Source organism: Terracoccus luteus (genome assembly GCF_003635045.1).
GTDB classification, from domain to species: Bacteria; Actinomycetota; Actinomycetes; order Actinomycetales; family Dermatophilaceae; genus Terracoccus; species Terracoccus luteus.
The window spans coordinates 3,415,180-3,441,013 of sequence record NZ_RBXT01000001.1; the positions used below are offsets into that span (position 1 = coordinate 3,415,180).

Annotated in this window: 23 protein-coding genes; 13 read left to right on the top strand and 10 right to left on the bottom strand. The window is 73.2% G+C overall.

The features are described 5' to 3' along the window. Positions 1–47: 47 nt before the first annotated feature. Positions 48–437 carry an ArsR/SmtB family transcription factor gene (locus DFJ68_RS15395; protein ID WP_121034491.1) on the bottom strand — a complete coding sequence of 130 codons (390 nt, stop codon included), beginning with the start codon at positions 435–437 and terminating at the stop codon, positions 48–50. Between the two features lie 83 nt (positions 438–520). On the opposite strand from DFJ68_RS15395, the gene arsM reads away from it, so the two are divergent. From arsM to DFJ68_RS15410, 3 genes are read left to right on the top strand one after another with little or no spacing between them, the layout of a single operon-like run. Further along, positions 521–1,354: an arsenite methyltransferase gene (gene arsM, locus DFJ68_RS15400; RefSeq protein WP_121034492.1), complete on the top strand. Its 834-nt coding sequence runs from the start codon at positions 521–523 to the stop codon at positions 1,352–1,354. Positions 1,355–1,392: 38 nt separating this feature from the next. Then, positions 1,393–2,469, top strand: coding sequence for an ACR3 family arsenite efflux transporter (arsB, locus tag DFJ68_RS15405; RefSeq protein WP_121035435.1), 1,077 nt, complete (start codon positions 1,393–1,395; stop codon positions 2,467–2,469). Beyond that, entirely contained in the window at positions 2,466–2,924 is a 459-nt protein-coding gene (locus tag DFJ68_RS15410) for an arsenate-mycothiol transferase ArsC (RefSeq protein ID WP_276330709.1), read from the top strand. Before arsB ends, DFJ68_RS15410 begins: the two co-directional genes overlap by 4 nt. A 119-nt stretch (positions 2,925–3,043) precedes the next feature. On the opposite strand, the gene DFJ68_RS15415 is transcribed toward DFJ68_RS15410, so the two are convergent. From DFJ68_RS15415 to DFJ68_RS15430, 4 genes are all read right to left on the bottom strand, one after another. Next, positions 3,044–4,675, bottom strand: a complete 1,632-nt coding sequence (locus DFJ68_RS15415; protein ID WP_245963688.1) for a lipase family protein — start codon at positions 4,673–4,675, stop codon at positions 3,044–3,046. An 81-nt stretch (positions 4,676–4,756) separates the two neighbouring features. Beyond that, the gene (locus tag DFJ68_RS15420; protein WP_121034493.1) at positions 4,757–5,542 is read right to left on the bottom strand and encodes an IclR family transcriptional regulator; all 786 of its coding nucleotides are present in this window, start codon (positions 5,540–5,542) and stop codon (positions 4,757–4,759) included. Between the two features lie 171 nt (positions 5,543–5,713). Continuing rightward, positions 5,714–7,519, bottom strand: a complete 1,806-nt coding sequence (locus DFJ68_RS15425; protein WP_121034494.1) for a BCCT family transporter — start codon at positions 7,517–7,519, stop codon at positions 5,714–5,716. Positions 7,520–8,116: 597 nt separating this feature from the next. After that, positions 8,117–8,788, bottom strand: a complete 672-nt coding sequence (locus tag DFJ68_RS15430; RefSeq protein WP_420823674.1) for a GntR family transcriptional regulator — start codon at positions 8,786–8,788, stop codon at positions 8,117–8,119. Between the two features lie 126 nt (positions 8,789–8,914). Between DFJ68_RS15430 and glyA the strand changes: the two genes are divergently transcribed. The 6 genes from glyA to DFJ68_RS15460 all read left to right on the top strand — a co-directional run bounded on the left by glyA (position 8,915) and on the right by DFJ68_RS15460 (position 16,958). Next, positions 8,915–10,282, top strand: coding sequence for a serine hydroxymethyltransferase (gene glyA / locus DFJ68_RS15435; RefSeq protein WP_121034496.1), 1,368 nt, complete (start codon positions 8,915–8,917; stop codon positions 10,280–10,282). Beyond that, entirely contained in the window at positions 10,282–11,520 is a 1,239-nt protein-coding gene (locus DFJ68_RS15440; RefSeq protein ID WP_121034497.1) for a sarcosine oxidase subunit beta family protein, read from the top strand. Before glyA ends, DFJ68_RS15440 begins: the two co-directional genes overlap by 1 nt. Before the next feature lie 61 nt (positions 11,521–11,581). Then, a complete protein-coding gene (locus DFJ68_RS15445) occupies positions 11,582–11,872 on the top strand; it encodes a sarcosine oxidase subunit delta (RefSeq protein WP_121034498.1) in 291 nt (96 codons plus the stop codon). After that, complete coding sequence (locus tag DFJ68_RS15450) at positions 11,869–14,817, top strand: sarcosine oxidase subunit alpha family protein (RefSeq protein ID WP_121034499.1); 2,949 nt, start codon at positions 11,869–11,871, stop codon at positions 14,815–14,817. Before DFJ68_RS15445 ends, DFJ68_RS15450 begins: the two co-directional genes overlap by 4 nt. Further along, positions 14,810–15,571: a sarcosine oxidase subunit gamma gene (locus DFJ68_RS15455; RefSeq protein WP_121034500.1), complete on the top strand. Its 762-nt coding sequence runs from the start codon at positions 14,810–14,812 to the stop codon at positions 15,569–15,571. The genes DFJ68_RS15450 and DFJ68_RS15455 overlap by 8 nt, the downstream gene beginning before the upstream one ends. Positions 15,572–15,581: 10 nt before the next feature. Next, a complete protein-coding gene (locus DFJ68_RS15460) occupies positions 15,582–16,958 on the top strand; it encodes an L-serine ammonia-lyase (protein ID WP_121034501.1) in 1,377 nt (458 codons plus the stop codon). A gap of 95 nt (positions 16,959–17,053) precedes the next feature. Here DFJ68_RS15460 and DFJ68_RS15465 read toward each other — a convergent pair whose 3' ends face one another. Both DFJ68_RS15465 and DFJ68_RS15470 read right to left on the bottom strand, forming a co-directional pair. Next, positions 17,054–17,437 carry an HNH endonuclease gene (locus tag DFJ68_RS15465; protein ID WP_211333390.1) on the bottom strand — a complete coding sequence of 128 codons (384 nt, stop codon included), beginning with the start codon at positions 17,435–17,437 and terminating at the stop codon, positions 17,054–17,056. Between the two features lie 23 nt (positions 17,438–17,460). Then, complete coding sequence (locus DFJ68_RS15470) at positions 17,461–18,432, bottom strand: aldo/keto reductase (protein ID WP_121034502.1); 972 nt, start codon at positions 18,430–18,432, stop codon at positions 17,461–17,463. Between the two features lie 66 nt (positions 18,433–18,498). Here DFJ68_RS15470 and DFJ68_RS15475 point away from each other — a divergent pair, with 66 nt between their 5' ends. Next, on the top strand, positions 18,499–19,686 hold the full coding sequence (locus DFJ68_RS15475) for a threonine synthase (protein WP_121034503.1): 1,188 nt from the start codon (positions 18,499–18,501) through the stop codon (positions 19,684–19,686). A 143-nt stretch (positions 19,687–19,829) separates the two neighbouring features. Here DFJ68_RS15475 and DFJ68_RS15480 read toward each other — a convergent pair whose 3' ends face one another. Next, a complete protein-coding gene (locus DFJ68_RS15480; RefSeq protein WP_147431613.1) occupies positions 19,830–20,243 on the bottom strand; it encodes a hypothetical protein in 414 nt (137 codons plus the stop codon). Positions 20,244–20,460: 217 nt separating this feature from the next. Next, the gene (locus DFJ68_RS15485; protein ID WP_121034505.1) at positions 20,461–21,945 is read right to left on the bottom strand and encodes a CCA tRNA nucleotidyltransferase; all 1,485 of its coding nucleotides are present in this window, start codon (positions 21,943–21,945) and stop codon (positions 20,461–20,463) included. 108 nt (positions 21,946–22,053) lie between these two features. On the opposite strand from DFJ68_RS15485, the gene DFJ68_RS15490 reads away from it, so the two are divergent. After that, positions 22,054–22,986 (top strand): class I SAM-dependent methyltransferase, encoded by a 933-nt coding sequence (locus DFJ68_RS15490; protein WP_170165792.1) that lies wholly within the window; start codon positions 22,054–22,056, stop codon positions 22,984–22,986. Between the two features lie 110 nt (positions 22,987–23,096). After that, positions 23,097–23,390 carry a hypothetical protein gene (locus DFJ68_RS15495; RefSeq protein WP_121034507.1) on the top strand — a complete coding sequence of 98 codons (294 nt, stop codon included), beginning with the start codon at positions 23,097–23,099 and terminating at the stop codon, positions 23,388–23,390. 141 nt (positions 23,391–23,531) lie between these two features. On the opposite strand, the gene DFJ68_RS15500 is transcribed toward DFJ68_RS15495, so the two are convergent. Continuing rightward, positions 23,532–24,107, bottom strand: coding sequence for a TIGR03086 family metal-binding protein (locus DFJ68_RS15500; protein ID WP_121034508.1), 576 nt, complete (start codon positions 24,105–24,107; stop codon positions 23,532–23,534). Positions 24,108–24,306: 199 nt separating this feature from the next. On the opposite strand from DFJ68_RS15500, the gene DFJ68_RS15505 reads away from it, so the two are divergent. Continuing rightward, positions 24,307–25,803, top strand: a complete 1,497-nt coding sequence (locus DFJ68_RS15505; RefSeq protein WP_121034509.1) for a PepSY-associated TM helix domain-containing protein — start codon at positions 24,307–24,309, stop codon at positions 25,801–25,803. The last annotated feature ends 31 nt before the right edge of the window (positions 25,804–25,834 follow it).

A 25,834-nucleotide genomic window follows, 5' to 3' on the forward strand; every position in this document is an offset into this window, starting at 1 on the left:
ATCGCCACCGGGCGGTGGTCAGCGGGCCGTGGTCACCCGGGCTGTCGTCACCGGGTCGCCGACACCAGTGAGGCGCTGAGACCGTCGAGGGCGCCCGGGACGACGGCGTAGTAGGCCCACCGCCCGCGCTGCTCGCGGGTGACGAGGCCCGCCTCGGTGAGCAGGCGCATGTGGTGGCTCACGGTGGGCTGCGAGAGGCCCACCACCTCGGTCATGTCGCAGATGCACGCCTCACCGCCGTCGGCGGCTGCGATGAGCGAGAGGAGCCGGACCCTCGTCGGGTCGCCGAGCGCCTTGAAGGAGCGGGCCAGCCGCTCCGCCTCGGGCGCCGACAGGAGGCCGCGGGTGACGCTCGTGCAGCACGCCTGACCTGGGGCCTCGGTGGCCGTGCCGTTGTGGCCACCCGGGACAGCCTCGCCGGTCACTGCAGTGCTCATGGGGCCAGCATGCCACGCATTGACAGCCATCGATGGATGGAGCATCGTTCTCGCATAGACGGTAATCGATGCGAGGAGTGGGGATGAGCACCGACGACGAGCTCCGCGAGCAGGTCAGAGCCCGCTACGCGGACGCGGCCCGGGCAGTCGCGGCCGGCGCGACGAACCCGTTGGCGGTCGTGGAGCAGGCAGCGCCGTCCGACTGTTACGCGCCCGTCGACAACGCGTCCTGCTGCTCTCCGGAGACGACCCCGCAGGTGGACGAGGCGTTCGGCGCTGGCCTCTACGAGACGTCGGAGCGAGGCGAGGTCCCGGCCGAGGCGTTGGCGGCCAGCCTGGGCTGCGGCAACCCGATCGCGGTCGCCGAGCTGCGCGAGGGCGAGCGGGTGCTCGACCTCGGCTCCGGTGGCGGCATCGACGTGCTGCTCTCAGCGAGGCGGGTCGGGCCCACCGGCTTCGCCTACGGGGTCGACATGACCCCGGAGATGCTCGAGCTGGCCGAGGCCAACCGTGCCAGGGCCGGGGCCACCAACGTGAAGTTCCTGCGCGGCACCATCGAGGACGTGCCCCTCCCGGACGGGTCGGTGGACGTCGTGATCTCCAACTGCGTGGTCAACCTGTCGACCGACAAGCCGGCCGTGCTGGCCGAGATGTTCCGCGTGCTGACCCCCGGGGGCCGGATCGGTGTCTCCGACGTCGTGGCCGAGGACCACCTGACCCCGGCCGACCGGGCCGAGCGCGGCTCCTACGTCGGCTGCATCGCCGGCGCGCTCTCCCGCAGCGAGTACCTGACCGGCCTCGCGGCGGTCGGGTTCACCCACGCGACCGTCGAGTACACCCACGAGGCCGCCGCGGGGATGCATTCCGCCATCGTGCGAGCCAGCAAGCCGGTCGACTCGACGGGGGTCACCGCGTGAGCACCACAGAGTCGGCCCGGCCGACCGAGGCGCCCGTGATGGGTCGGCTCTCACGGCTGGACCGCTGGCTGCCGGTCTGGATCGGGCTCGCCATGCTCGCCGGGCTGGCCCTGGGCAGGCTCGTGCCCGGTCTCGGTGAAGGGCTGGCCGCCGTGCAGGTCGACGGGGTGTCCCTGCCGATCGCCCTCGGGCTGCTCGTCATGATGTACCCGGTGCTGGCCAAGGTCCGCTACAACCGGCTCGGGTCGGTCACCGGTGACCGGCGGCTGCTGGGCTCCTCGCTCCTGCTCAACTGGGTGCTCGGGCCTGCCCTCATGTTCGCGCTGGCCTGGACGTTCCTGCCCGATCTGCCCGCCTACCGCACCGGGCTGATCATCGTCGGCCTCGCCCGCTGCATCGCCATGGTCGTCATCTGGAACGACCTGGCCTGCGGCGACCGTGACGCCGCCGCGGTGCTCGTCGCGCTCAACTCGGTCTTCCAGGTGGTCGCCTTCGCCGCCCTCGGCTGGTTCTACCTCTCCGTCCTGCCCGGCTGGCTCGGGCTGCAGCAGGCCGGGCTCGAGACCTCGACCTGGGCCATCGCGCGTTCCGTGCTCGTCTTCCTCGGTGTGCCGCTGCTCGCCGGCTACCTCACCCGCCGGTACGGCGAACGGGCCCGCGGGCGCGACTGGTACGAGACGACCTTCCTCCCCCGCATCGGTCCGTGGGCGCTGTACGGGCTGCTGTTCACCATCGTCATCCTCTTCGCCCTGCAGGGCGAGGCCATCACCTCCCGCCCGCTCGACGTCGTCCGCATCGCGCTGCCGCTGCTGCTCTACTTCGCGCTCATGTGGGGTGGTGGGTTCGCGCTCGGCGCCCATCTCGGCCTGGGCTACGCCCGCTCGAGCACCCTGGCCTTCACCGCCGCCGGCAACAACTTCGAGCTCGCCATCGCCGTCGCCATCGCCACCTACGGCGCCACCTCGGGGCAGGCCCTCGCCGGCGTCGTCGGACCCCTCATTGAGGTCCCCGCCCTCGTCGGGCTCGTCTACGTCAGCCTCGCGCTGCGCCGCCGGTTCACCACCCCTGACGAGGCCACCGACCCCCGTAGCGCCGACCGGAAGGCCGGCTCGTGACCCACGACGACGCGTCCGACCTCGGCCTCGCCGTGCCGACGGTGCTCTTCGTGTGCGTCAGCAACGCCGGCAAGTCGCAGATGGCGGCCGCCCTGCTGCGCCAGCTCGCCCGGGAGGGGCAGGTCGACGTGGAGATCCACTCCGCCGGGACCCGCCCCGGCCCCGCCCTCAACGCGGGGTCGGCCGCTGCGGTCGCCGAGGTCGGCGCCGACATGAGCGGTGGGCACCCGAAGGCCGTCGACCCGGGCCTGCTCGCCCGCGCCGACCGCGTCGTCGTGCTGGGCACCAGCGCCCGGCTCGACCCGGTCCCCGGGATGCGGTCACCCGGCATCGAGGTCTGGGCGACCGACGAGCCCTCCGACCGTGGCATCGACGGGCCCGACCGCATGCGCCTCATCCGCGACGACATCGCCGCACGCTGCCGCCGGCTGCTCGACGAGCTCGCCCGGGGGTAGCCGTCGGGCGCGGGTCACCGCGCGGTGGAGGAGCACCCCGGACTGACGGCCACGTCGGCGAAGCGGTCCGACGTCCAGGCGAGCAGGTCGGTGACGGCGGGCGAGTCGGGCGCGACGAGCTAGACGTGACCACGCCCTTCGTACGTGCGGTAGTCGACCTGGTACCCCGACCGGCAGCGGGCCCGGACGTACGCCGCCTGGGCGGTGGGCACGACGAGCGTGTCCGCGGTGCCCTGGGCGACGAGCAGGGGCGCCTCGACGGGTCCGACGGGAACGTTCTCGTGGAGCCGACGGCCGAACGCACCGGAGTCCGGGTCACCCGACCACACGGGCTTGTCCAGCGACAGGGCGGTCAGCGCCGAGACCACGACGCTCCGCTCGGCCAGGCACCGGCCAGCCATCTCGTCGACGAGGATGCGCGCCCCCGGTCGCACGACGTCGGACGACCTCACGTCGGGGTAGGTGGCGGCGTACGCGGAGACGGCGAAGCCGGCGAACAGCGCCCCGCCCGTCACCTCCCCCGGGCCGTCGACGAGGCCGGGGAGGCCGCTGGCAGGGGCGAGGGCGACCACGCCGTCCACCCGGACGTCGGGCGCGTAGGTGGGAGCGAGGATGCCGGCCCACAGCGCCGCGTGCCCGCCCTGCGAGTGGCCCCACACCACGGTGTCCTCGGCCAGGTCGACGGTCGTGAGGCGGTGAGCCGCCCGCACCGCGTCCAGGCCCGAGCGGCCCTCCCCCTGACCGATGAGGTACGGGTGGGGGCCGGGGGTGCCGAGCCCGACGTAGTCGGTGGCCACCATGGCCCATCCCCGCTCGACCACGAGGTCCTGGATCGTCATCGCGCCCGCGGCCAGGCCGCCGGTCAGGATCGAGGGGGCGCAGCCGGTCGCGAACCCGGTCGTGCCGTGGGCCCACGCGACGACCGTGGCCGGCCGGGCCCCCTGCCCTCTCACGGCGGAGACCGGGGCGATGACGAGGCCGGACGCGGTCGCCGGGCGCCCCTCGTCGCGGGTCGTGGTGTAGAGGATGCGCCATGCCGCGGCGCCGGACGGGATCTCGGCGCTGGTGAACGGCTCGCTCCGCAGCAGACGTCCCGGCTGGGCGAGCGTGGCGGCCGAGACGTCCTCGGGTGTGTCGTAGAACGCGTCCGGGTGGGGCACGTTGCGCTGGAGGGCCACGGACACGACGACGAGCACGACGGCGACCGCGGCACCGACCACCGAGCCCGTCAGTCGCAGCCACCCCCCTCGTCGGCCGGCACGCGGACGGCGGGCCGCGAGCTGCGGCACGCGGTCACCCCGGATGCCGGCGACGACGAGCCGGGCACCGGCCATCGCGACCCGGGCACCGAAGAGCACCGCGACGACCAGCACGCTGACGTCCGGCCAGGCGAGCGCCAGCACGCCGAGCACGACAGAGGTCGCGCCGCCCACGACGGCGTCGTACCGGGCCGTCGCAGTGAGGTGGCGCGCCGCGAGCAGGTCCGCCGCCCCACCGACGAGCAGGGCCGCGGCCACCGCGACCGCGATGACCCGTATCGTCGCCCCGGGCCAGGCCCGGACCACGACGGCGGCCATCAGGTGGGCTCCCGCGCCGACCCGGCGGTGCCGGCCGCCGGGAGAGTCGCGTCGGAGCAGCTCACCGCCACCCGCCACGACGAGGGAGGCTGCCACGAGGACGAGCAGCACCACCAGCGAGGCGAAGGGCTTGAGCGCCAGCGACAGGCCGAGCAGGAGCAGCAGCACCCCCACCGCCAGCCGGAGCCTGCGGGAACGAGCCCGCAGCTCTCCCACGCGACTCGATGCAGGCGTGGCGGGGACGATGGTCGGCCCCTACGCCTCGTCGCCCCAGTAGCCGAGGCGGCGGCTCAGCTGCGCGGCGGTCGCCCGCAGCGGCGCCACCTTGTCGGTGAGGTGCTCGGGGCTGAGCCTGTACACCGGCCCGGACGCGCTGAGGGCGGCGATGACGTCGCCGTCGGCCCCGCGGACAGGCACGGCCACGGCGTTCAGCCCGACCTCGAGCTCACCGTACGAGGCGGCGAAACCCTGTTGTCTGACGGCGTCGAGCTCGGCGCGCAGGGCCTCGACGTCGGTGTGCGTGCTGGGGGTGTAGCGGTCGAGGGAGCGGGCCAGCAGCTCCTCGCGCTCGGCCGCGCCGAGGTGGGCGAGCAGCACCTTGCCGCTCGACGTCGCGTGCAACGGGGTCAGCTGGCCGATCCAGTTGTGGCTGACGACCGAGCCCTGCCCGCGCGACTGCACGACGTTGACGGCGAAGTGCTCGCGCAGCACGGCGACGTTGATCGACTCCCCGAGGAGGGCTGCGAGCTGCTCGGTCAGCGGCCGGGCCTGCTCGTCGAGGTCGAGCTGGACGTTGACGCGACGGGCCAGCCGAACCAGCCCGAAGCCGAGGCGGTACTTGCCGCGTTCGGTCGTCTGCTCGACGAGGTCGCGCGCCTCGAGGGCGTTGAGCAGCCGGAAGGCGGTCGACTTGTGCACGCCGATCTCGTCGGCGATCTCACTGACACCGGCGAGCTCCCACTCGGCGAGCAGCTCGAGCACCTGGAGGGCCCGGTCGACCGACTGGAGACCGCCACCGGACTCGGAACGGGCGATCGCCATCGGTCTCCTCCCCCGCGACTCTGGTCGACGCTGTTGCGCCTGACGCACACACTCGCACACCGGGCACTGGGCGGGTAGGCCCACCCCGTGACCTCCACGAAGCCGGATGCCGGGTAGCCGAGGCGTCGCCGTCAGGTGACGGCGACGCCTCGGTCCCCACGGATGCGACGGTCAGGTGCGCTGGTCGGACCCCGACGGCGCGGTCACGGAGGTCACGTCCCCGGCATCCTTGTGCGGCTTGACCGAGAGACGGAACTCGTCGCCGTACTCCTTGGTGCCGAAGTCGACGGCCTGCTCGATGGCCGTCTCGCAGCGGACTCCGCGTCGGACCAGTGGATCCTGACGAAGCTCCTTGAACAGAGCGAGGCACATCGCGACCATGACGACCGCGAACGGCGCCGCCATGATGATCGTGATGTTCTGGATGCCGGACAGCGCGTCGCTGCCGCCGACCACGAGCATGAGGGCAGCGATCGCGCCCATCATGACGCCCCAGAAGATGACGACCCGCTTCGACGGGTGGATGGTGCCGCGCTGCGACAGCGTGCCCATGACGATCGAGGCCGCGTCGGCGCCCGAGACGAAGAAGATCGCGACGAGCGTCATGGCGATGATGCCGAGCACCGCGCCGAGCGGCAGGGTGTCGAGCAGTCCGAAGAGCTGGCCCTCGATGGGACGCTCGGCGAGGTTCGTGCCGTTGTCCTGGGCGCTGATGGCCGCGCCACCGAAGATGGCGAACCACACGAGCGTCACGGTGCTCGGGATGAGGATGACGCCGGCGACGAACTCACGGATGGTGCGACCGCGGCTGATGCGCGCGATGAACATTCCGACGAAGGGGGTCCACGAGATCCACCACGCCCAGTAGAAGATCGTCCAGCCCGAGAGCCACGTGGCGGTGGCGTCGCCGCCGGAAGCCGCTGTGCGAGAGGCCATCTCAGTGAGGTCGGAGAAGTAGTCGCCGATCATCGTCGGCAGCAGGTTGAGGATCATGATCGTCGGGCCGCCGACGAAGACGACGAGGGCGAGCACGACGGCGAGCACCATGTTCGTGTTCGACAGCCACTGGATGCCCTTCGAGACGCCCGACACGGCGGAGGCGACGAAGGCGGCGGTGAGCACCGCGATGATGATGACGAGCAGCGGTGTGCCGACCGAGGTCATGTAGCCGCCGGCGATGAGGCCGCCGCCGATCTGCAGCGCGCCCAGACCGAGCGAGGCGGCCGAGCCGAAGAGCGTGGCGAAGATGGCGAGGATGTCGATGGCGCGGCCGAAACCGCCCTCGACGCGCTCGCGACCGAGAAGCGGGGTGAGGGTGGCACTGATGAGCTGGCGGCGGCCGCGGCGGAAGGCGCCGTAGGCGATGGCGAGGCCGACGACGGCGTAGATGGCCCACGGGTGCAGGGTCCAGTGGAAGAGCGTCGTCGCCAAAGCGACGTCGATCGCCTGCGGGGTGCCGGCGGACACGGTGTTCGGCGGTGGCGAGGTGAAGTGCGCGAGCGGCTCGCCGACGCCGTAGAACATCAGGCCGATGCCCATGCCGGCGCTGAACATCATGGCCACCCACGACACGGTGCGGAACTCGGGCCCCTCGTCGTCGCGACCGAGCGGGATGCGGCCGTAGCGGCTGAAGGCGAGCCAGAGCGCGAAGACGACGAAGCCGCTCGCGACGAGCACGAAGCCCCAGCCGGCGCCGGTGATGATGCCCTTGAGCACGCTGCCGGCGACCTCGCTCAGGGTCGTGGCGCTGGTGAGGCCCCAGGCCAGCAGCGCGACGACGAGCGCGGCCGCGACACCGAAGACGACCTTGTCGGTGGGGTAGCGCTGCTCGGCCGCCTCGGCACTGGTCAGCGGCTCGGACGTCGGGTCGGTGGGGGCGACGAGCGCGGGCGGTGCCGACGGTGGGGTGACCCCGGGGACCGGCTCGGGCCCGCTCCCGTCGGTCGGGTCGGTGACAGGTCTGACGTCGTTGGCCATCGTCTGACGGCCTCCCTCCTGGTTGTCGCGAGACCGGCCCGCGCGTGGGCATGCCGCCGCACGGCGTGGTCGCCGTGGGGAGGTCTGCCTGCGGCGCTCGGCGGCTGGAGGGGCCCGCCGACAAAGGGGTCGGTGACGCGAGGCGAAGACGTGCGTTCAGGTGGTTCCGGACCTCTGGGCCGCGCTCGGTCACCCGCTGCTCGTGGCGGCCGGGCGGCCGTTTGTTGCGTATGGCGCGACCTATTGTGCTGTGGAGAACAATGCACCGCCCTCGGGATGCCGTCAAGGGTGGTTCCGCTGACGATCCGGGCACGGGCCAGCGCCGGCTCCACGACTGCGGCGCCCGGATCGGGCCGCGGCCCGGTTCCGGACACGGTTCGTCGCGCCGCCCGTCCGGAACCGCGCCGCGGCCCGATCTCGGACGTCGGGCACGCGCGATCCTGTCCATTTCCGCGCCATGGCCCGGTCAGCGCCGAGGATGCCGGGGCGTGCCCGGCCGTCGATACGTGGCCACTCGACGGCATCCGGGCTCGGGGTCAGGACGTGACCTTTCGACGGGGTCTATTTGGCCTCTCGACGGGGTGAGCGCGGGTGCGGTCAGAGGACGGAGCGGATGGCGGCCTCGAAGTCGGTGACGTGGGCGAGCGCGAGGCGGGCGGCCTCGTCGGGGTCGCCGTCGGCGATGGCCTCGAGCAGCACCCCGTGCTCGCCCACGTGGCAGGCGAGGTCGGGCAGCTTGTCGATGACGAGGCACCAGATGCGGGTGGCGAGGTTGTCGTAGCGGACGAGGACGTCCTCGAGGTGCGGGTTGCCCGTGGCCCGGTAGATGAGCTTGTGCACCGCCATGTCCTCGGCGATGAAGCCGGCGCGGTCGCCGTCCTGCACCTCGAGCCCGCGCACCTCGACCGCCCGTTCGCGCATCTCGGCGCGCATCGGCGCGGTCGCGTTCTGCGCCGCCCGGCGGGCCGCGTGCGGCTCGAGCAGCTGCCGGATCTCGCTGATCGCCCCGAGCTCGGTGGCGTCGACGCCCGTCGCGAACGTGCCGCGACGGTTGTACGAGACGACGAGGTGGTCGGTCTCCAGGCGCTTGAGCGCCTCGCGCACCGGGGTGCGCCCGATGCCGAGCTCGGCAGCGACCGCGACGTCGTTGATCGGCTCGCCGGGGCGGATGTCGAGCATGACGAGACGGTCCTTGAGCCGGCTGTAGGCGAGGTCGGCGAGGGAGACGGCGGTGCCGCGCTCGTCGTCGTGGGCGGGCAGCAGGTGGATGCTCACGGGGTCTCGCTCTCGTGCGGGTGGGCCGGTTGACAACCCTGATCGACGGCCAGCATACTCGTGATCGCCAGTTGATATACCAGTCACATACCAAGGGCCGCAGGGCCTTGAGGAGTCACCGTGGGACACGAACTGACCGCCCCGCTCGGCGAGACCGACCCCGAGGTCGCCGCGGCCGTCGACGCCGAGCTGCAGCGCCAGCAGGGCACCCTCGAGATGATCGCCTCCGAGAACTTCGCGCCCGTCGCGGTCATGCAGGCCCAGGGCTCGGTGCTGACGAACAAGTACGCCGAGGGCTACCCCGGCAAGCGCTACTACGGCGGCTGCGAGCACGTCGACGTCGTCGAGCAACTCGCCATCGACCGGCTCACCTCGCTCTTCGGGGCCGAATACGCCAACGTGCAGCCGCACTCGGGGGCCCAGGCCAACGCCGCCGTCATGGCCGCGCTGCTGCAGCCGGGCGACACCATCCTCGGCCTGTCGCTCGCCCACGGCGGGCACCTCACGCACGGCATGAAGATCAACTTCAGCGGCCGCCTCTACGACGTCGCCGCCTACGAGGTCGACCGCGAGAGCATGCGCGTCGACATGGCCGAGGTCGAGCGCCTCGCCCTCGAGCACCGGCCGAAGCTCGTCATCGCCGGCTGGTCGGCCTACGCCCGCCACCTCGACTTCGCCGAGTTCCGCCGCATCGCCGACCTCGTCGGCGCCTACCTCATGGTCGACATGGCCCACTTCGCCGGCCTCGTCGCCGCGGGCCTGCACCCGAGCCCGGTCCCCCACGCCCACGTGACGACGTCGACGACGCACAAGACGCTCGGCGGCCCGCGCGGTGGCGTCATCCTCACGAACGACGAGGCGCTGGCCAAGAAGCTCAACTCCGCCGTCTTCCCGGGCCAGCAGGGCGGGCCCCTCGAGCACGTCATCGCCGGCAAGGCCGTCGCCTTCAAGCTCGCCGCCGGGACCCCGTTCCGCGAGCGCCAGGAGCGCACCATGCGCGGCGCCCGCATCCTCGCCGACCGCCTCCTGCAGGACGACGTCGCCGCCGCGGGCGTCTCCGTCGTCAGCGGCGGCACCGACGTGCACCTCGTCCTCGTCGACCTGCGCGACTCGCAGCTCGACGGCCAGCAGGGCGAGGACCGGCTGCACTCGATCGGCATCACGGTCAACCGCAACGCCGTCCCCTTCGACCCGCGCCCGCCGATGGTCAGCTCGGGCCTGCGCATCGGCACGCCGGCGCTCGCCACCCGCGGCTTCGACGACGCCGACTTCGCCGAGGTGGCCGACGTCATCGCCACCGCCCTGCAGGCCGACCTCGGCGACGACGTGCGCGACGCCCTCCGCGCCCGCGTCACGGCCCTCGCCGCCCGGCATCCGCTCTACGCCGATCTCCCCCGCTTCTCGGGCGCCGTCGGCTCGCAGACCGAGCCAGAGACCGAGTCGGATGCCGACGTGGTGCCCGCCGCCGAGCTCGTGGGCGCCCGCTGATGGCGCCTCTGGCGGGGGCGCCGACGCAGGCGCTGCCCGAGCACCCCGAGTTCCTCTGGCGCAACCCCGAGCCGAAGAAGTCGTACGACGTCGTCATCGTCGGCGCGGGCGGCCACGGGCTCGCCACCGCCTACTACCTCGCGAAGAACCACGGCATCACCAACGTCGCGGTGCTCGAGCGGGGCTGGCTGGCCGGCGGCAACATGGCCCGCAACACGGCGATCATCCGCTCGAACTACCTGTGGGACGAGTCGGCCGCGATCTACGAGCACTCCCTCAAGCTGTGGGAGGGCCTGCCCGACGAGCTCGAGTACGACTTCCTCTTCAGCCAGCGCGGCGTCATGAACCTCGCCCACACCCTCGGCGACGTGCGCGAGTCGGTGCGGCGGGTCAGTGCGAACCGCCTCAACGGCATCGACGCCGAGTGGCTCGACCCGAAGCAGGTCAAGGAGCTCTGCCCGATCATCAACATCGGCGACGACATCCGCTACCCGGTCATGGGGGCGACGTACCAGCCGCGGGCGGGCATCGCCAAGCACGACCACGTCGCCTGGGCCTTCGCCCGCAAGGCCGACGAGTACGGCATCGACCTCATCCAGAACTGCGAGGTCACCGGCTTCGTCAAGGAGGGCGACCGCGTCGTCGGCGTCGAGACCAACCGCGGCACGATCAACGCGGGCCGCGTCGGCCTCTGCGCCGCCGGGCACTCGAGCGTGCTGGCCACGCTCGCCGGCGTCGAGCTGCCGGTGCAGTCGCACCCGCTGCAGGCCCTCGTCTCCGAGCTGCACCTACCCGTGCACCCGACCGTCGTCATGAGCAACCACGTGCACGTCTACGTCAGCCAGGCCCACAAGGGCGAGCTCGTCATGGGCGCCGGCGTCGACGGCTACACCGGCTACGGCCAGCGCGGCGGATTCCACGTCATCGAGAAGCAGATGGCAGCGGCGGTCGAGCTCTTCCCGATCTTCGCCCGCGCGCACCTGCTGCGCACGTGGGGCGGCATCGTCGACGTGACGATGGACGCCTCGCCGATCATGGACCGCACCCCCGTCGACGACCTCTTCGTCAACTGCGGCTGGGGCACCGGCGGCTTCAAGGCCACCCCGGGGTCGGGCTGGGCCTTCGCCCACACGATCGCGACCGGCGCACCGCACCCGCTCAACGCGCCGTTCTCGCTCGACCGCTTCACCACCGGCGCCCTCATCGACGAGCACGGCGCCGCCGGCGTCGCGCACTGACCCCCAGCCCAGCCCAGCCCAGCCCACGACACGACACGACACGGCACGACAGGAGAGACCGATGATCCTCATCCCCTGCCCGGAGTGCGGGCCCCGCGACGAGGTCGAGTTCCACTACGGCGGCCAGGCGCACGTCGCCCACCCCGAGGACCCCTACGCCCTCACCGACGAGGAGTGGGGCCGCTTCCTCTTCTACCGCGAGAACCCCAAGGGCCTGTTCGCCGAGCGCTGGGTGCACGCCTCCGGCTGCCGCACGTGGTTCAACGTCGTGCGCGACACCGCCACCTACCGCATCGCCGCGGTCTACCGCCTCGGCGACCCCCGCCCCGTCCTCACCGGAGGGACCCCGTGAGCACCACAGCGAGCAACACGAGCTGCACCCCCACCGCCCAGCCGAACCGCCTGGCCGAGGGCGGCCTCGTCGACCGCTCGACGACGCTGACCTTCACCGTCGATGGCGAGACCCTCACCGGCCACCCGGGCGACACCCTCGCCTCCGCCCTTCTCGCCCACGGCCGGGTGCAGGTCGGCAGCTCGATCTACCGTGGCCGGCCCCGCGGCATCCTCTCGGCCGGTCTCGAGGAGCCCAACGCGCTCGTGCAGGTGCGCCGGCCGGGGCACTCCGTCTCGGAGTCGATGCTGCCCGCGACGGCGATCGAGCTCGTCGACGGGCTCGAGGCGACCTACCTCTCGGGCGTCGGCGAGCTCGACCCCGAGCGCGACACCGCCCTGTACGACAAGAAGTACGTGCACGCCGACGTGCTCGTCGTGGGTGGCGGCCCGGCCGGCCTGTCGGCCGCCCTCCAGGCCGCGGCCTCCGGTGCCCGCGTCGTGCTCGTCGACGACCAGCCCCGCCTCGGCGGCTCGCTGCTGTCCGACCCCGGCGCGACCGTCGACGGCCTCCCCGCCGGTGAGTGGGTCGAGCAGACCGTCGAGCGGCTGCACGCCCACCCCGAGGTCACCGTGCTGACGCGCACGAGCGCCATGGGCAGCTACGACTCGCACTACGTCAACGCCCTGGAGAACCGCACCGACCACCTCGGCGCCGACGCGGCGTCACCCGACCTGACCGGTGTCTCGCGCCAGCGGCTGTGGAACATCCGGGCGCAGCAGGTCGTCGTGGCCGCCGGGGCGCACGAGCGCCCCCTCGTCTTCGCCGACAACGACCGCCCCGGGGTGATGCTCGCCTCCGCGGTGCGCACCTACCTCGGCCGGCACGGCGTGGCTGTGGGCTCGCGGGTCGTCGTCGCGACGACGAACGACAGCGTCTACCCGCTCGTGCACGAGCTCGTCGCCGCCGGCGTCGAGGTCGCGGCCGTGGCCGACGCCCGCACCGCGCTGACCGAGCCGGCGCGCGTGGCCCGTAACGCCGGCATCCGCGTCGTGACGGGTGCCACCGTCGTCGGCACGTCCGGCGACCCCCGCGTCGAGAGCGCGACCGTCAGCGCGGTCGACGACGACGGCACCCCCGTCGGTGAGCCCGAGCAGGTCGACTGCGACCTCGTCGCCGTCTCGGGCGGCTGGAGCCCGGTCGTGCACCTGCACTGCCACCGCCAGGGCAAGGTCCGCTGGCACGACGAGCTGGCCGCCTTCGTGCCCGCCGACACGGTCGAGGGCCAGCAGGTGGTCGGCGCCGCCCGCGGCGTCTTCACCCTCGACGGGTGCCTCGCCGACGGCACCCGGGCCGGCGCGGCCGCCGCCTTCAACGCGGGCTTCGTCAGCGAGAGCGGTGCCGAGGCGGCCTCGGCCGTCGTGCCGGATGCCGTGGCGCCCGGCCCCACGCGCCCCCTCTGGGTGGTGCGCGGCGAGGACGGCGAGCTCGACGGCCTCGACACGCACTTCGTCGACCTGCAGCGCGACCAGACGGTGCGCGACGTCATGCGCGCGGCCAGGACCGGCATGCGCAGCGTCGAGCACATCAAGCGCTACACCTCGATCAGCACCGCGAACGACCAGGGCAAGACGTCGGCGGTCAACGCCATCGGCGTCATCGCCACGGCCCAGGGCGGCTCGAGCCCGGGCGAGGTCGGCACGACGACGTACCGCGCCCCGTACGCGCCCGTCGCCTTCGCCGCCCTCGCCGGTCGCGACCGCGGCGACCTGTTCGACCCCGCCCGCGTCACCTCGGTGCACCCGTGGCACGTCGAGCACGGCGCGCAGTTCGAGGCGGTCGGGCAGTGGCTGAGGCCCTGGTACTACCCGCAGGGCGAGGAGTCGATCGACGACGCCGTCCGCCGCGAGTGCGCCGCCGTGCGGGCGTCGGTCGGCATGATGGACGCGACGACGCTCGGCAAGATCGAGGTGCGCGGCGCTGACGCGGGCGAGTTCCTCAACCTCGTCTACACGAACGCCTTCAAGAAGCTCGCGCCCGGATCGGCCCGCTACGGCGTCATGTGCACGCTCGACGGGATGATCTTCGACGACGGCGTCACGCTGCGGCTCGACGACAGCCGCTACTTCATGACGACGACGACCGGCGGCGCCGCCCGGGTGCTCGACTGGCTCGAGGAGTGGCACCAGACGGAGTGGCCCGACCTCGACGTCACCCTCACCTCGGTCACCGAGCAGTGGACGACGATCGCCGTCGTCGGCCCGAGGTCGCGCGAGGTGGTCTCGCGCATCGCGCCCGACCTCGACGTCGACAACGACGCCTTCCCGTTCATGACCTACCGCGAGGTGACGCTCGCGTCGGGCATCCCCGCGCGGGTGTGCCGCATCTCGTTCTCGGGCGAGCTCGCCTACGAGGTCAACGTGTCCGGCTGGTACGGCCGCCAGGTCTGGGAGGACGTCGCCGAGGCCGGGGCGGAGTTCGACATCACGCCGTACGGCACCGAGACGATGCACGTGCTGCGCGCCGAGAAGGGCTACCCGATCGTCGGGCAGGACACCGACGGCACGGTCACCCCGCAGGACGCCGGCATGGCCTGGGTGGTCAGCAAGGCCAAGGACTTCATCGGCAAGCGCTCGTATCTGCGCAGCGACACGGCACGCCCTGACCGCAAGCACCTCGTGTCGCTGCTGCCGGTCGACCCCGCGCTGCGTCTGCCCGAGGGGTGCCAGCTCGTCGAGGCCGGCGCCACCGCCGACCCCGACACCGGCATCGTGCCGATGCTCGGACACGTCACCTCGAGCTACCACAGCGTCGCCCTCGGCCGGTCGTTCGCCCTCGCCCTCGTGCGGGGCGGCCGTGACCGCATCGGCCAGACCGTCACCGCCGCCGTCGGAGACGACTTCGTCGACGTCGTCATCGGCGACACCGTGCTCTACGACCCCGAAGGGACCCGCCGCGATGGCTGACACCACGACCACCCTGACCGCCACCCGCCCCCGCCCCGACACCGCCCGACCCGGCGCGGGAACCCCGGGAGCCGACGGCCCGGATGCCGACGGGGCCGGGTCGGTCTCGACCGTGGCCGCCGCGTCGGCCCGGGTGGGCGACCCCGTCGCCCTGGGGGCGGTCAGCCCTGCGGCGCACCTGACGGAGGCGTTCACCGCCGCCGCCGTGTCGGGCGACCGCGGGGTCACCCTGCGCGAGGTCCCGTTCGTCACGATGGTCGCCGTGCAGGTGGCGCGCGGGTCGGACGTGGCCGCCGGCGTCGAGCAGGCCCTGGGCCTGCTGCTGCCCGAGCGGTGCGGCCAGGTCTCGGCGGGAGACGGTGCGTCGGTGCTGTGGTTCGGCCCGGGCGAGTTCCTCGTCGTCGCAGACGGTTTCGCGCCCGAGCTGCCCCCGCGGCTCGTCGCGCCGGTCGAGGGTCTCGCCGGCGCCGTCGTCGACGTGTCGGCCAACCGCACCACGCTCGAGCTCTCCGGCCCGTCGGCGCGCCTCGTGCTCGAGAAGGGCTGCCCGGCCGACCTGCACCCGCGCTCGTTCCCGGTCGGCACCGCGATCCTCACCCGCGTCGGCTCGGTCAACGTCGCCCTGTGGCGCGTCGCCGACGACACATGGCGCCTGCTGCCCCGCTCGTCGTTCGCCGACCACCTCGGTCGCTGGCTCGTCGACGCCATGGGCGAGTTCGGGGCCCGCCGGCCCGGCGCGCGCGGCTCGTCGTGAGGCCGCACTGATGGCGCTCAGCACGCTCGACATGTTCACCGTGGGCGTCGGCCCGTCGTCGTCGCACACGGTGGGCCCGATGCGGGCGGCCCTGCGCTTCGTCACGACGCTGCAGGACACGGGTGAGATGGCCCGCGTCGACCGGGTGCAGGCCGAGCTGTACGGCTCGCTCGGCGCGACCGGGCGTGGGCATGGGTCGGACCGGGCCGTCGTGCTCGGGCTGCAGGGCAACCGGCCCGAGACGGTCGACACCGACCGGGCCCAGGCTGACGCCGACGAGGCCCTCGTCGGCGGCAAGCTGCGCCTGGCGGGCGGTCCCACCGTCGTCTTCGAGCCGAAGGTCGACCTCGTGCTGCACCGTCGCCAGAGCCTGCCGGCGCACCCGAACGGCATGACGCTGCGGGCCTTCGACGAGGCCGGCGGGCTGCTCGAGCAGCGCACGTACTTCTCGGTCGGCGGCGGGTTCGTCGTCGACGAGGACGCGGTGGGCGCCGACCGCGTCGTGCTCGACGAGACGCCCCTGCCCCATCCCTTCACGACGGGCGATCAGCTGCTCGCGACCTGTCGTGAGACGGGGATGAGCATCAGCGACGTCATGCTCGCCAACGAGCTGACGTGGCGCACCGAGGAGCAGGTGCGGGCCGAGCTGCTGCACATCTGGGCCGTCATGAAGCAGTGCGTGCAGGCGGGCTGCACCCGCACCGAGCTGCTGCTGCCGGGCAACCTGCGGGTGCCCCGTCGCGCGCCGAGGCTGCTCGCCGCGCTCGAGGCCACCGACGACGGCACCGACCCGATGCGGGCGATGGACTGGGTCGGGCTCTACGCCCTGGCCGTCAACGAGGAGAACGCCTCCGGTGGGCGCATCGTCACGGCCCCGACCAACGGCGCGGCCGGCATCGTGCCCGCGGTGCTGCACTACTACGACACGTTCGTGCCCGGCGCCGACGACGACGGGGTGGTCCGGTTCCTGCTCACCGCCGCGGCCGTCGGCATCCTGTTCAAGATCAACGCGTCGATCTCCGGCGCCGAGGTCGGCTGCCAGGGCGAGGTCGGGTCGGCGTGCGCGATGGCCGCCGCCGGGCTCTGCGAGGTCATGGGCGGCACGCCCGAGCAGGTCGAGAACGCGGCCGAGATCGGCATCGAGCACAACCTCGGCCTCACCTGCGACCCGATCGGGGGGCTCGTGCAGATCCCGTGCATCGAGCGCAACGCGGTGGCGAGCAACAAGGCCGTCAACGCCGCGCGCATCGCGATCCGTGGCGACGGGAGCCACAAGGTCTCGCTCGACAAGGCCATCCTCACGATGCGCCAGACCGGCGCCGACATGAAGAGCAAGTACAAGGAGACCTCGCGCGGCGGCCTCGCCGTCAACGTCGTCGAGTGCTGAGGGCCGGGCGTCCGGGCCGGTGGCGCTGGGCCGACGTCAGGCGCGACGTCTTCGGCTGGGGCGGCTCAGGCTGGGGCGGCTCAGGCTGAGGCGGTTCAGGCGCGGCGGCGGAGCCGGCGCAGCTCGCGGCCGAGGTACGGCCTGGCCCGGCGCTGCCCGCCGCGGTCGCGGATGGCCCGCTCGAGCTCGAGCAGCGCGCGCAGCAACCGAGCCTCGTCGGGCTGCCAGCCGCGGCGGACGCACTCGTCGAGCCACTCGACCGGGGAACGGTGCCCGCGCTCGCCGTTGCACCGTCGGCAGGCCAGCACCTCGTTCTCGAGCCAGGACGGACCGCCCTTGACGCGGGGGACGACGTGCTCGGTGGTGGCCCGAGCGAGGGGCCCGAACGGCCGCCCGCACCAGATGCACATGGCACCGTCGCGGGCCTCGAGCAGCACGCGGCGCCGCGACCGGTCGGGCGCCGGCGAGGACACCGTCACCCCCGGCCGCACCCGCCCCGCCGTCAGCGACGGCCGAGGCGCTCCCTAACGTTGTCGACGAGGGTGCGGCCGGCCGAGACCGGGTCGAAGGCGCGGGCCGCGTCGGTCAACGCCGACTGCTCGTCGTCACGCAGCTCGAGATCGGCTGCGGCAGCGTTGAACTCGAGCTGCTCGACGCTGGACGCACCGGGGATGACGACGACCTGCGGCAGCCCGAGCAGCCAGGCCAGCGCGACCTGGGCCGGCTTGGCGTCGTGGGCGTCGGCGACCTCGCGCAGCACCCGCAGCAGGGGCTCGGCCCGGCGCAGGTTCTCGGTGCCGAAGAGCGGGTTCATCGCGCGCACCCCGCCGGGGCGGTGGTCGGCGTCGTACCGGCCGCCGAGCAGACCCTGGGCCAGCGGGCTGTAGGCGATGACGATGCGGTTCTCGCGCTCGGCGAAGGGCACGAGGTCCTCGAGCGGCCCCGGCGTGGCGAGCGAGAACTGCACCTGGTTGCTCACGACCGGCTGCCCGAGGGCGGCGTCGGCGGCCTGCCAGCGCTCGAGCGAGTAGTTGCTCACGCCGACCGCACCGATGCGCCCCTCGTCGAGCAGCCGCCGCATGCCGCGCATAATGACGGTGTCGGGCACGAGCGGGTTCGGCTGGTGCACCTGGTAGAGCGGCATCCGGGCCAGTCGGAGCCGCTTCGCACTCCCGTGGGCGCGGCCCACGACGACCGGCGGGAACGGCGCGACGGGGAAGATCTTGGTGGCCACGACCACCTCGTCGCGGCGGTCGCCGAGCGCCTCGGAGAGGATGCGCTCGCTGCGGCCGAAGGCGTAGGCCTCCGCGGTGTCGAAGAGCGTGACGCCGAGCTCGAGCGCCCGCGTGACGATGGCGGAGGCCGCCCCGTCGGCGTAGTCGTCGCCGTAGCCCCACTCGCGGGAGCCGAACTGCCACGTGCCGAGACCGACCCTGCTGACCCGGCCGAGACCGGGGACGTCGAGGTTCTTCATCACCCCACCATGCCCCCTGGGCCGCCCGGGCGAACGGGCCGGGGGGCCGGGCGGCATGCTGGCGGGATGCGCAGCGCCCTGACCCACCTCGAGTGCTCCGACTGCGGCCGTCAGCACGAGGCCGACCGACTGCAGAACCTCTGCGAGTGCGGCGGCCCCCTGCTGGCCCGCTACGACCTCGCGTCGGTGACGGCCACGCCCGAGGAGGTCGGGCGCCGGCCGCGCGGCATCTGGCGGTGGGCCGAGCTGCTGCCCGTGCACGACCCCGACCGGCGACGGACCCTCGGTGAGGGCGAGACCCCGCTGCTGACGGTGCCGTCCGTCGGCATCCCCGGTCTCGTCGTCAAGGACGAGGGCCTCAACCCGACCGGCAGCTTCAAGGCCCGCGGCGCCGCCGTCGGGGCCGCCCGCGCGGCCGAGCTCGGCGCGACGCACGTGGCCCTGCCCACCAACGGCAACGCCGGGGCGGCGTGGGCGGCGTACGGCAGACGCCACGGCCTCGGCGTGACGGTGGCCGTACCGGCATCCGCGCCCGCCGTGACCCGCCAGGAGGCGCTCGTGACCGGCGGCGAGGTGAACGTCGTCGACGGGCTCATCGGGGATGCCGGTCGGCTCGTCGGGCGTGCGGCCGCGGCCCGCGGGTGGTTCGACGTGTCGACGCTCAAGGAGCCGTACCGCGTCGAGGGCAAGAAGACGATGGGGCTCGAGATCGCCGAGCAGCTCGGGTGGCGCGCGCCGGAGGTCGTCGTGTACCCGACCGGCGGTGGGGTCGGGCTCATCGGCATCGCCAAGGCGTTCGACGAGCTGCGCGAGCTGGGGTGGCTGACCGGGCCGCGCACGCGCTTCGTCGCCGCCCAGTCGACGGGGTGCGCGCCGGTGGTGCGGGCGTTCGAGCAGGGCGAGAGCGACGTCGTGCCCTTCCCCGACCCCGAGACCGTCGCCTACGGCATCACCGTCGCCGGGCCGCTCGGTGCGCGGCAGGTGCTGCGTGCGCTGCGGGCCGGTGGCGGTACGGCGGTGGCCGTCGACGACGCCGACGCGCTGGCGACGCGCGACGAGTGCGCCGCCGTCGACGGGCTGCTGCTCTCGCCCGAGGGAGCGGTGGCCGTGCACGCCGCGCGGGTGCTGGCCGAGCGCGGCTGGGTCGAGTCGGACGAGCGGGTCGTCGTGCTCGGCACCGGCAGCCCGCTCATCCAACCCGAGCTGCTGCCCGTGCCGCACGGACTCGTCGCACGCGACGGCGAGCTGGCCTGAGGCCGCTGGGTGGAGGTAATGGGCGACCACCAGAGGTCACGCATCACCTCCACCCGCGAGAGGCCGACGCCGGTGGAGGTGATCGGCGACTACCAGAGGTCGCGCATCACCTCCACCGGCACGAGCCGTCGTCAGGCGGAGGCTCAGCCCCAGACACCCGGGGAGGTCATGGACGTGTTCGAGTAGAAGAAGCCTCGCGTCTGGTACTTGGTGCCGCTGACGCGCTTCGAGGAGCAGCTCCACGCCCTGGTCTCGCCCGGGGCAAAGGTGTGCTCGACATTGCCCTTGCAGTCCGCGAATGCACCACCGATGATCTTGTACGACCTGACCTTCGAGGTTGCCCAGTAGGAGTTGAGGTTCTGCACGAGTGTCTTGTGCTCGATCTGCGTGGACGAGATCGCCTTGGTGCAGGCCCGGGCACGGAACCCACCGCCGTACTGGAACGAGCTGCACTGCCACTCCGCCGCCTGGGCCGGCGCGGCGGAGACGGTGAGCATCGTGCCCATGGCGAGCGCCGTCGTGGCGACCGCGGCTCGAATTTTCGTGGTGGCCCTCATGGTTGTCCCCTGTCATCGAGGCACGGCCTCCCGACCGCACCGCCAAAGCCTTTGTGGCAGCAGGACCCTAACAACGACATGGCCTCGGACGGGGCTGACGCGTGGAGGTGATAGGTCGCGGCGGGGCGCGAGCGAATACCTCGAACCGCGCTGTCCGGCATCCGGTCGAGGTGTTCCGTCGCGGCAGGGCGCGAGCGATCACCTCGACCCGGGGCGGTCACTCGCGGCCGCGCTGCTCCCACCAGTCGACGAGCTTGGCGCGGGCGGCGTCCTTGCCGATGGGACCGTCGTCGAGGCGCACCGACAGCAGGTACGTGTAGGCCTCACCGAGCACCGGCCCGGGCTTGATGCCGAGGGCCTCGGCGATCTCGTTGCCGTTGAGCTCGGGGCGCACGGCGGCGAGCTCCTCCTCCTGCTGCAGGCGGTCGATGCGCACCTCGAGGTCGTCGTAGGCGCGCGAGAGTCGCTGGGCCTTGCGGACGTTGCGGGTGGTGCAGTCGCTGCGGGTCAGGCGGTGCAGGCGCGGCAGCAGCGGACCGGCGTCGGTGACGTAGCGGCGCACGGCGGAGTCGGTCCACTGCCCCTCGCCGTAGCCGTGGAAGCGCAGGTGCAGCTCGACGAGGCGGGCGACAGCCTTGACCGTCTCCTTGTCGTAGCGCAGCTCGCGCAGGCGCTTGCGGGCCAGCTTGGCTCCGACGAGCTCGTGGTGGTGGAAGCTGACGCCGCCCGCCGGCTCGAAGCGACGCGTGGCCGGCTTGCCGATGTCGTGGAGCAACGCGGCGAGACGCAGCACGAGATCGGGCCCGGGCACCGACTCGGGGGGTCCGTCGGCCGGTCCCTCGAGGTCGATGGCCTGCTCGAGCACGATGAGCGAGTGCTCGTACACGTCCTTGTGGCGGTGGTGCTCGTCGACCTCGAGGCGCAGCGCCGGCAGCTCGGGCACGAAGACGTCGGCGAGCCCGGTGTCGACGAGCAGGGTCAGCCCCGCCCGGGGCGCCGGGGCGAGCAGCAGCTTGCTGAGCTCGTCGCGGATGCGCTCGGCCGAGATGATCTCGAGGGTGCCGGCGCGCTCGGTCATCGCGGCGCGCACCTCGGGCGCCACCTCGAAGCCGAGCTGGGCGCTGAAGCGCGCGGCGCGCAGCATGCGCAGCGGGTCGTCGGCGAACGACTCCTCGGGCGCCGAGGGGGTGCGCAGGCGGCGGGCGACGAGGTCGTCGAGGCCGCCGTGCACGTCGACGAACTCGAGGCTCGGCAGGCGGATGGCCATGGCGTTGACGGCGAAGTCGCGGCGCACGAGGTCGGCGGCGAGGTCGTCGCCGAACATCACCTCGGGCTTGCGCGACGTCCGGTCGTAGGTGTCGGCGCGGTAGGTCGTGATCTCGACGACGTGCGTGCCCTTGCGCAGCCCGATGGTGCCGAACTCCCGCCCGATGTCCCAGTGGGCGTCGGGCCAGCCCTTGACCGCGGCGAGGATGTCGTCGGGGCGGGCGTCGGTCGTGAGGTCGAGGTCGAGCGACGTCCGGCCGAGGAAGGCGTCACGGACCGGCCCGCCGACGAGCGCGAGCTCGTGCCCCCGCGCGGCGAAGCGCTCGCCGAGCTCGGTGAGCAGCGGCAGCACGGGCGCCAGCCGCGCGACGGCCGACTCGAAGAGCGGTCGGCGGTCACCGGCATCCGGGCTGGTGGCGGGGGTCGCGTCGGGCACCGCACAAGGGTAGTGAGCGACGACCGGATGCCGTGAATCGCGAGCGCGCGCTTGCCGGACCGGCAACAGGGCATGCTCACGAGGCAAGGTCCGACCTACCGTGTCGGCATGACGGACGAGCAGACGCAGCGGCAGCACGACGGGCACGCACATGGGCATGGGCATGGGCATGGGCACGGTCACGGCCACTCGCACGGCGGCGGGGCCGACGGAACCGGCGAGCTGAGCGACCTGCTCGACCTCGACGGGGCGGTGCTGCACGACTACTGGCACGCCGCCCTCGACCTCGTCACCGCGACGGCTCGCGGCGTCGCCGAGCCGCACGACGGCCCCGACCTCGTCGTCGACCTCGGCGCGGGCACCGGCACCGGTGCGCTCGGCCTGGCCCGCCGCTGGCCCGATGCCGACGTCGTGGCCCTCGACGTCGAGGCGGAGCCGCTCGCGCGCATCTCCCGGAAGGCGACGGATGCCGGCCTGCCGGGCCGGGTGCGCACGGTCGTCGCCGACCTCGACACGGGGTGGCCGGCCGAGCTGTCACCGGTCGACGTCACCTTCGCGTCGATGTCGGTGCACCACCTCGCCGACCCGTCGCGCTCGTTGCGTCAGCTGCGCGCGCAGACCCGCGAGGGCGGTGTCGTGGCGCTGGCCGAGTTCGACGAGCCGCTGCGGTTCCTGCCCGACGACCTCGGCGTCGGCGAGCCCGGCTTCGAGACGCGGGTCATGGAGGTCATGGGCCGGGCGCACGAGGAGTCGGTGCCGGCCATCGGGTCGCCGTGGGCCCGCCTGCTGACGGAGGCGGGGTGGACGGTGCTCGTGCAGGAGGACCTGCGCATCGACGACCGCGCCCCCCGGCATCCGCTCGCGGGGCGGTACGCGAGGGCGTGGTACGAGCGCCTGTCGGAGGGGGTCGGCGACCGGCTGTCGGCCGACGACCGGGCCACGCTCGCGGCGCTGCTCGACGACGACGGACCGCACGCGCTGCTCACCCGCGGGGACCTGCACCTGCACGGGGTGCGCACGGTGACGGTCGCGCGCGCCTGACCCCCACCGGGCGGTGAAGGCGGGCGAGGGCAGGCGTCGGTCGGGACGGGGCAGGGGTATGAGACGGGTGCGGGCAGCCGTCCGCGACAGCGACTCGACGAGGAGCCACGATGTCCAGCCAGGTGCCCATGCCCCCCGACCTGCCCGCGCACGACGACGAGTTCGACGACCGTCAGACCGACCAGGGCGTGCCGGTGGGTGACGCCGACGTCGAGGCCGACCGCCGCAACGCCTCCGGCGACGAGGACGGCTCGGAGGGCGTCGACCTCGCCGCGCTCGACGAGCAGACCGAGAGCGACGGCGGCCCGCTGCACGACGCACAGGCCGTGAGCTCGGACGACGGTGACGCCGTGGGCCGCGCCGACCTCGACGCCGACCGTGAGGCGGGGTCGGGCGACCGCTGACCGACCGGCCGTCCCGGCCGAACACACCGAGCAGTGTCGAACCCACCGAGTTGCAGCTCGGTGGGTTCGACACTGCTCGGTGTGTTCGCGAGCCGGGTGGATGCCGGGTGGATGCCGGGCGGCGGGGTCGGGCGGGGCGGCTCAGTCGTCGACGGGCCGGCGGCCGAGGAAGGCCATCGTGCGGGTGGTCTCGTCGGCGTCGGCCCAGGCCTCGACCTCCGGGCCGAAGCCACCGGGCGAGCGGGCGAGGTCGGCCATGCGGGTGACGAGACCGCGGGCCCAGGCGAGCTGGTCGCGAGGGACCGTGGCGTCGAGCCCGGCCGCCTGGGCGAGGTCCCACCCGTGCACGACGAGGTCGATGCTGTGGAACATCCCGACGGTGTCCTCGAGCGGACCGCGGCCCGCCCGACCCGGCACCTCGCGGCGGGCGCGGGCGGGGTCGTCGAGCACCTGCTGCACGCCGTCGCGGGTCGCCGCCCAGGCACCCGCCGGGTCGTCGTCGACCCACGGTCCGGCCGGCAACGGGTCCCCGGCGCCCTCGAGGAAGCCGCGCTGCGACTGCACGACGTGGGCCACGACGTCCCGGGCGGACCAGCCGTCGCACGGGCTCGGCGATCCCCACCGGTCGTCGGACACGGCGCCGACGATCTCGGTGAAGCGGGCGGCGAGCGCCCGGTAGCGGTCGGCAGGCGGGAGGTCGGCGATCGGACTGGTCATCGGCTCATGGTGGTCCGTGGGGCCCGACCGTGTCGACGGGCCCCACGTGGCACCCGCGGTTACGCCGGCATCCTCTCGCCTTTTGGAGGACCGTTGTCATAAGCCCGTCCACTCTCCTACGCTCGGCCGCACCGCGACCCGCGCCTCCCTGCCGGACCACGTCGTCGGTCCGCACGTCACCGCCGACGAGGAGCCCGCCATGTCCGTCGTGGACGACCCTTCCCTCCCGACCACCACGGCGCCCGACCGCGCCCACAGACCGTCGACCCGACCGTCGACCGTACCGCGAGGCACGCGACCCGGCCGCCGGGCCGACACCCGCCCGAGCGGCCTGTTCCGGGCGTTCTGGCGCTGGCACTTCTACGCCGCGGTCGTCGTCGTCCCCGTGGTGCTGACGCTCGCGGTCACCGGCCTCGTCTACCTCTTCCGCTTCCAGATCGAGCCGATGGTGCACGGCGACCTCATGCGCGTCGAGCACGCACCCGGCCAGCTGCTGCAGCCCTACGAGACCCAGCTCGAGCAGGTCGAGGCAGCGAACCCCGGCGCCACCGTCGTGTCGATGACGGAGCCGAAGACGGCCGACGAGTCGACCCGCTTCACGATCGAGACCGCCGAGGGTGCGACCCGGGACGTCTTCGTCGACCCCTACACGGTGCAGGTGCTCGGCTCGCTCGACCCCGACTCGACGATCAGCGGCACGGCCGTGCGCATCCACGCCGACTTCATGGCCGGGGTGGTGGGCGACACGGTGATGGAGCTCGGGGTGTGCTGGGCGATCGTCATGGCCATCACGGGCTACGTCATGTATTTCAAGGGGCTCAAGGCGCGGAGACGCCAGCGGGCGGCCGGCGCGCCGTCGGCGAACCTGCGCACCACCCACGCGCGGGTGGGCGCGGTGCTCGGGGGCGGCATCCTGCTGCTCGTCGTGTCGGGTCTGCCGTGGACCGGCATCTGGGGGGCGCAGACGCAGAAGCTCGCGACGAGCGCGGGCACGTCGTTCTGGAGCGAGGACCACGGCGCGCTGTCGAACCCGACGTCGACGCTCGACGAGTCGCTGCCCCACAGCCACCACGTCGTGCCGTGGGCGCAGGAGAAGACGCCGGTGCCGGGCTCGACGCTGCCGGCCGACCTCACCGACGGCGCGAACGACGCGACCGTCGACACGGCCGTCGAGGTCGCCGACCGCGAGGGCCTCGCGCACCCGCTCACGATCGCCCTGCCCGCCGAGGAGACCGGCGTCTACTCGGCGATCGGCTACGCCTTCGACGACCCGGGGCAGGAGCGCACCGTGCACGTCGACCGGTTCGGCGGCCAGGTCGTCAGCAGCTACGGCTACGACCAGTACCCGACCCTCGCCAAGGTCGTCGCCCAGGGCATCTCGGTGCACGAGGGACGCCGGTTCGGGGCCGTCAACATGTGGCTGACGACCGCGTTCTGCATCGGCGTCATCGTCTCGTGCGTCACCGGCCCCCTCATGTGGTGGCGCCGCCGGCACCGTGGCACCGGTGACGTCGGCGCACCCCGGGGCCGGATGCCGCTCGCCACCTCGCCGTTGCTCGCCGTGGCCGTCGTCGCGCTGGCCGTCTTCCTGCCGGTGTTCGGGGCCTCCCTCGTCGTCGTGCTGCTGCTCGACCGGTTCGTCGTCTCGCCCAACGCGCGCCTGCGCCGGTTCGTCGGCTCGACCGCCCGGACCTGAGGCGTCGCTGCCGCCGCGCGGCTCGGGCTGC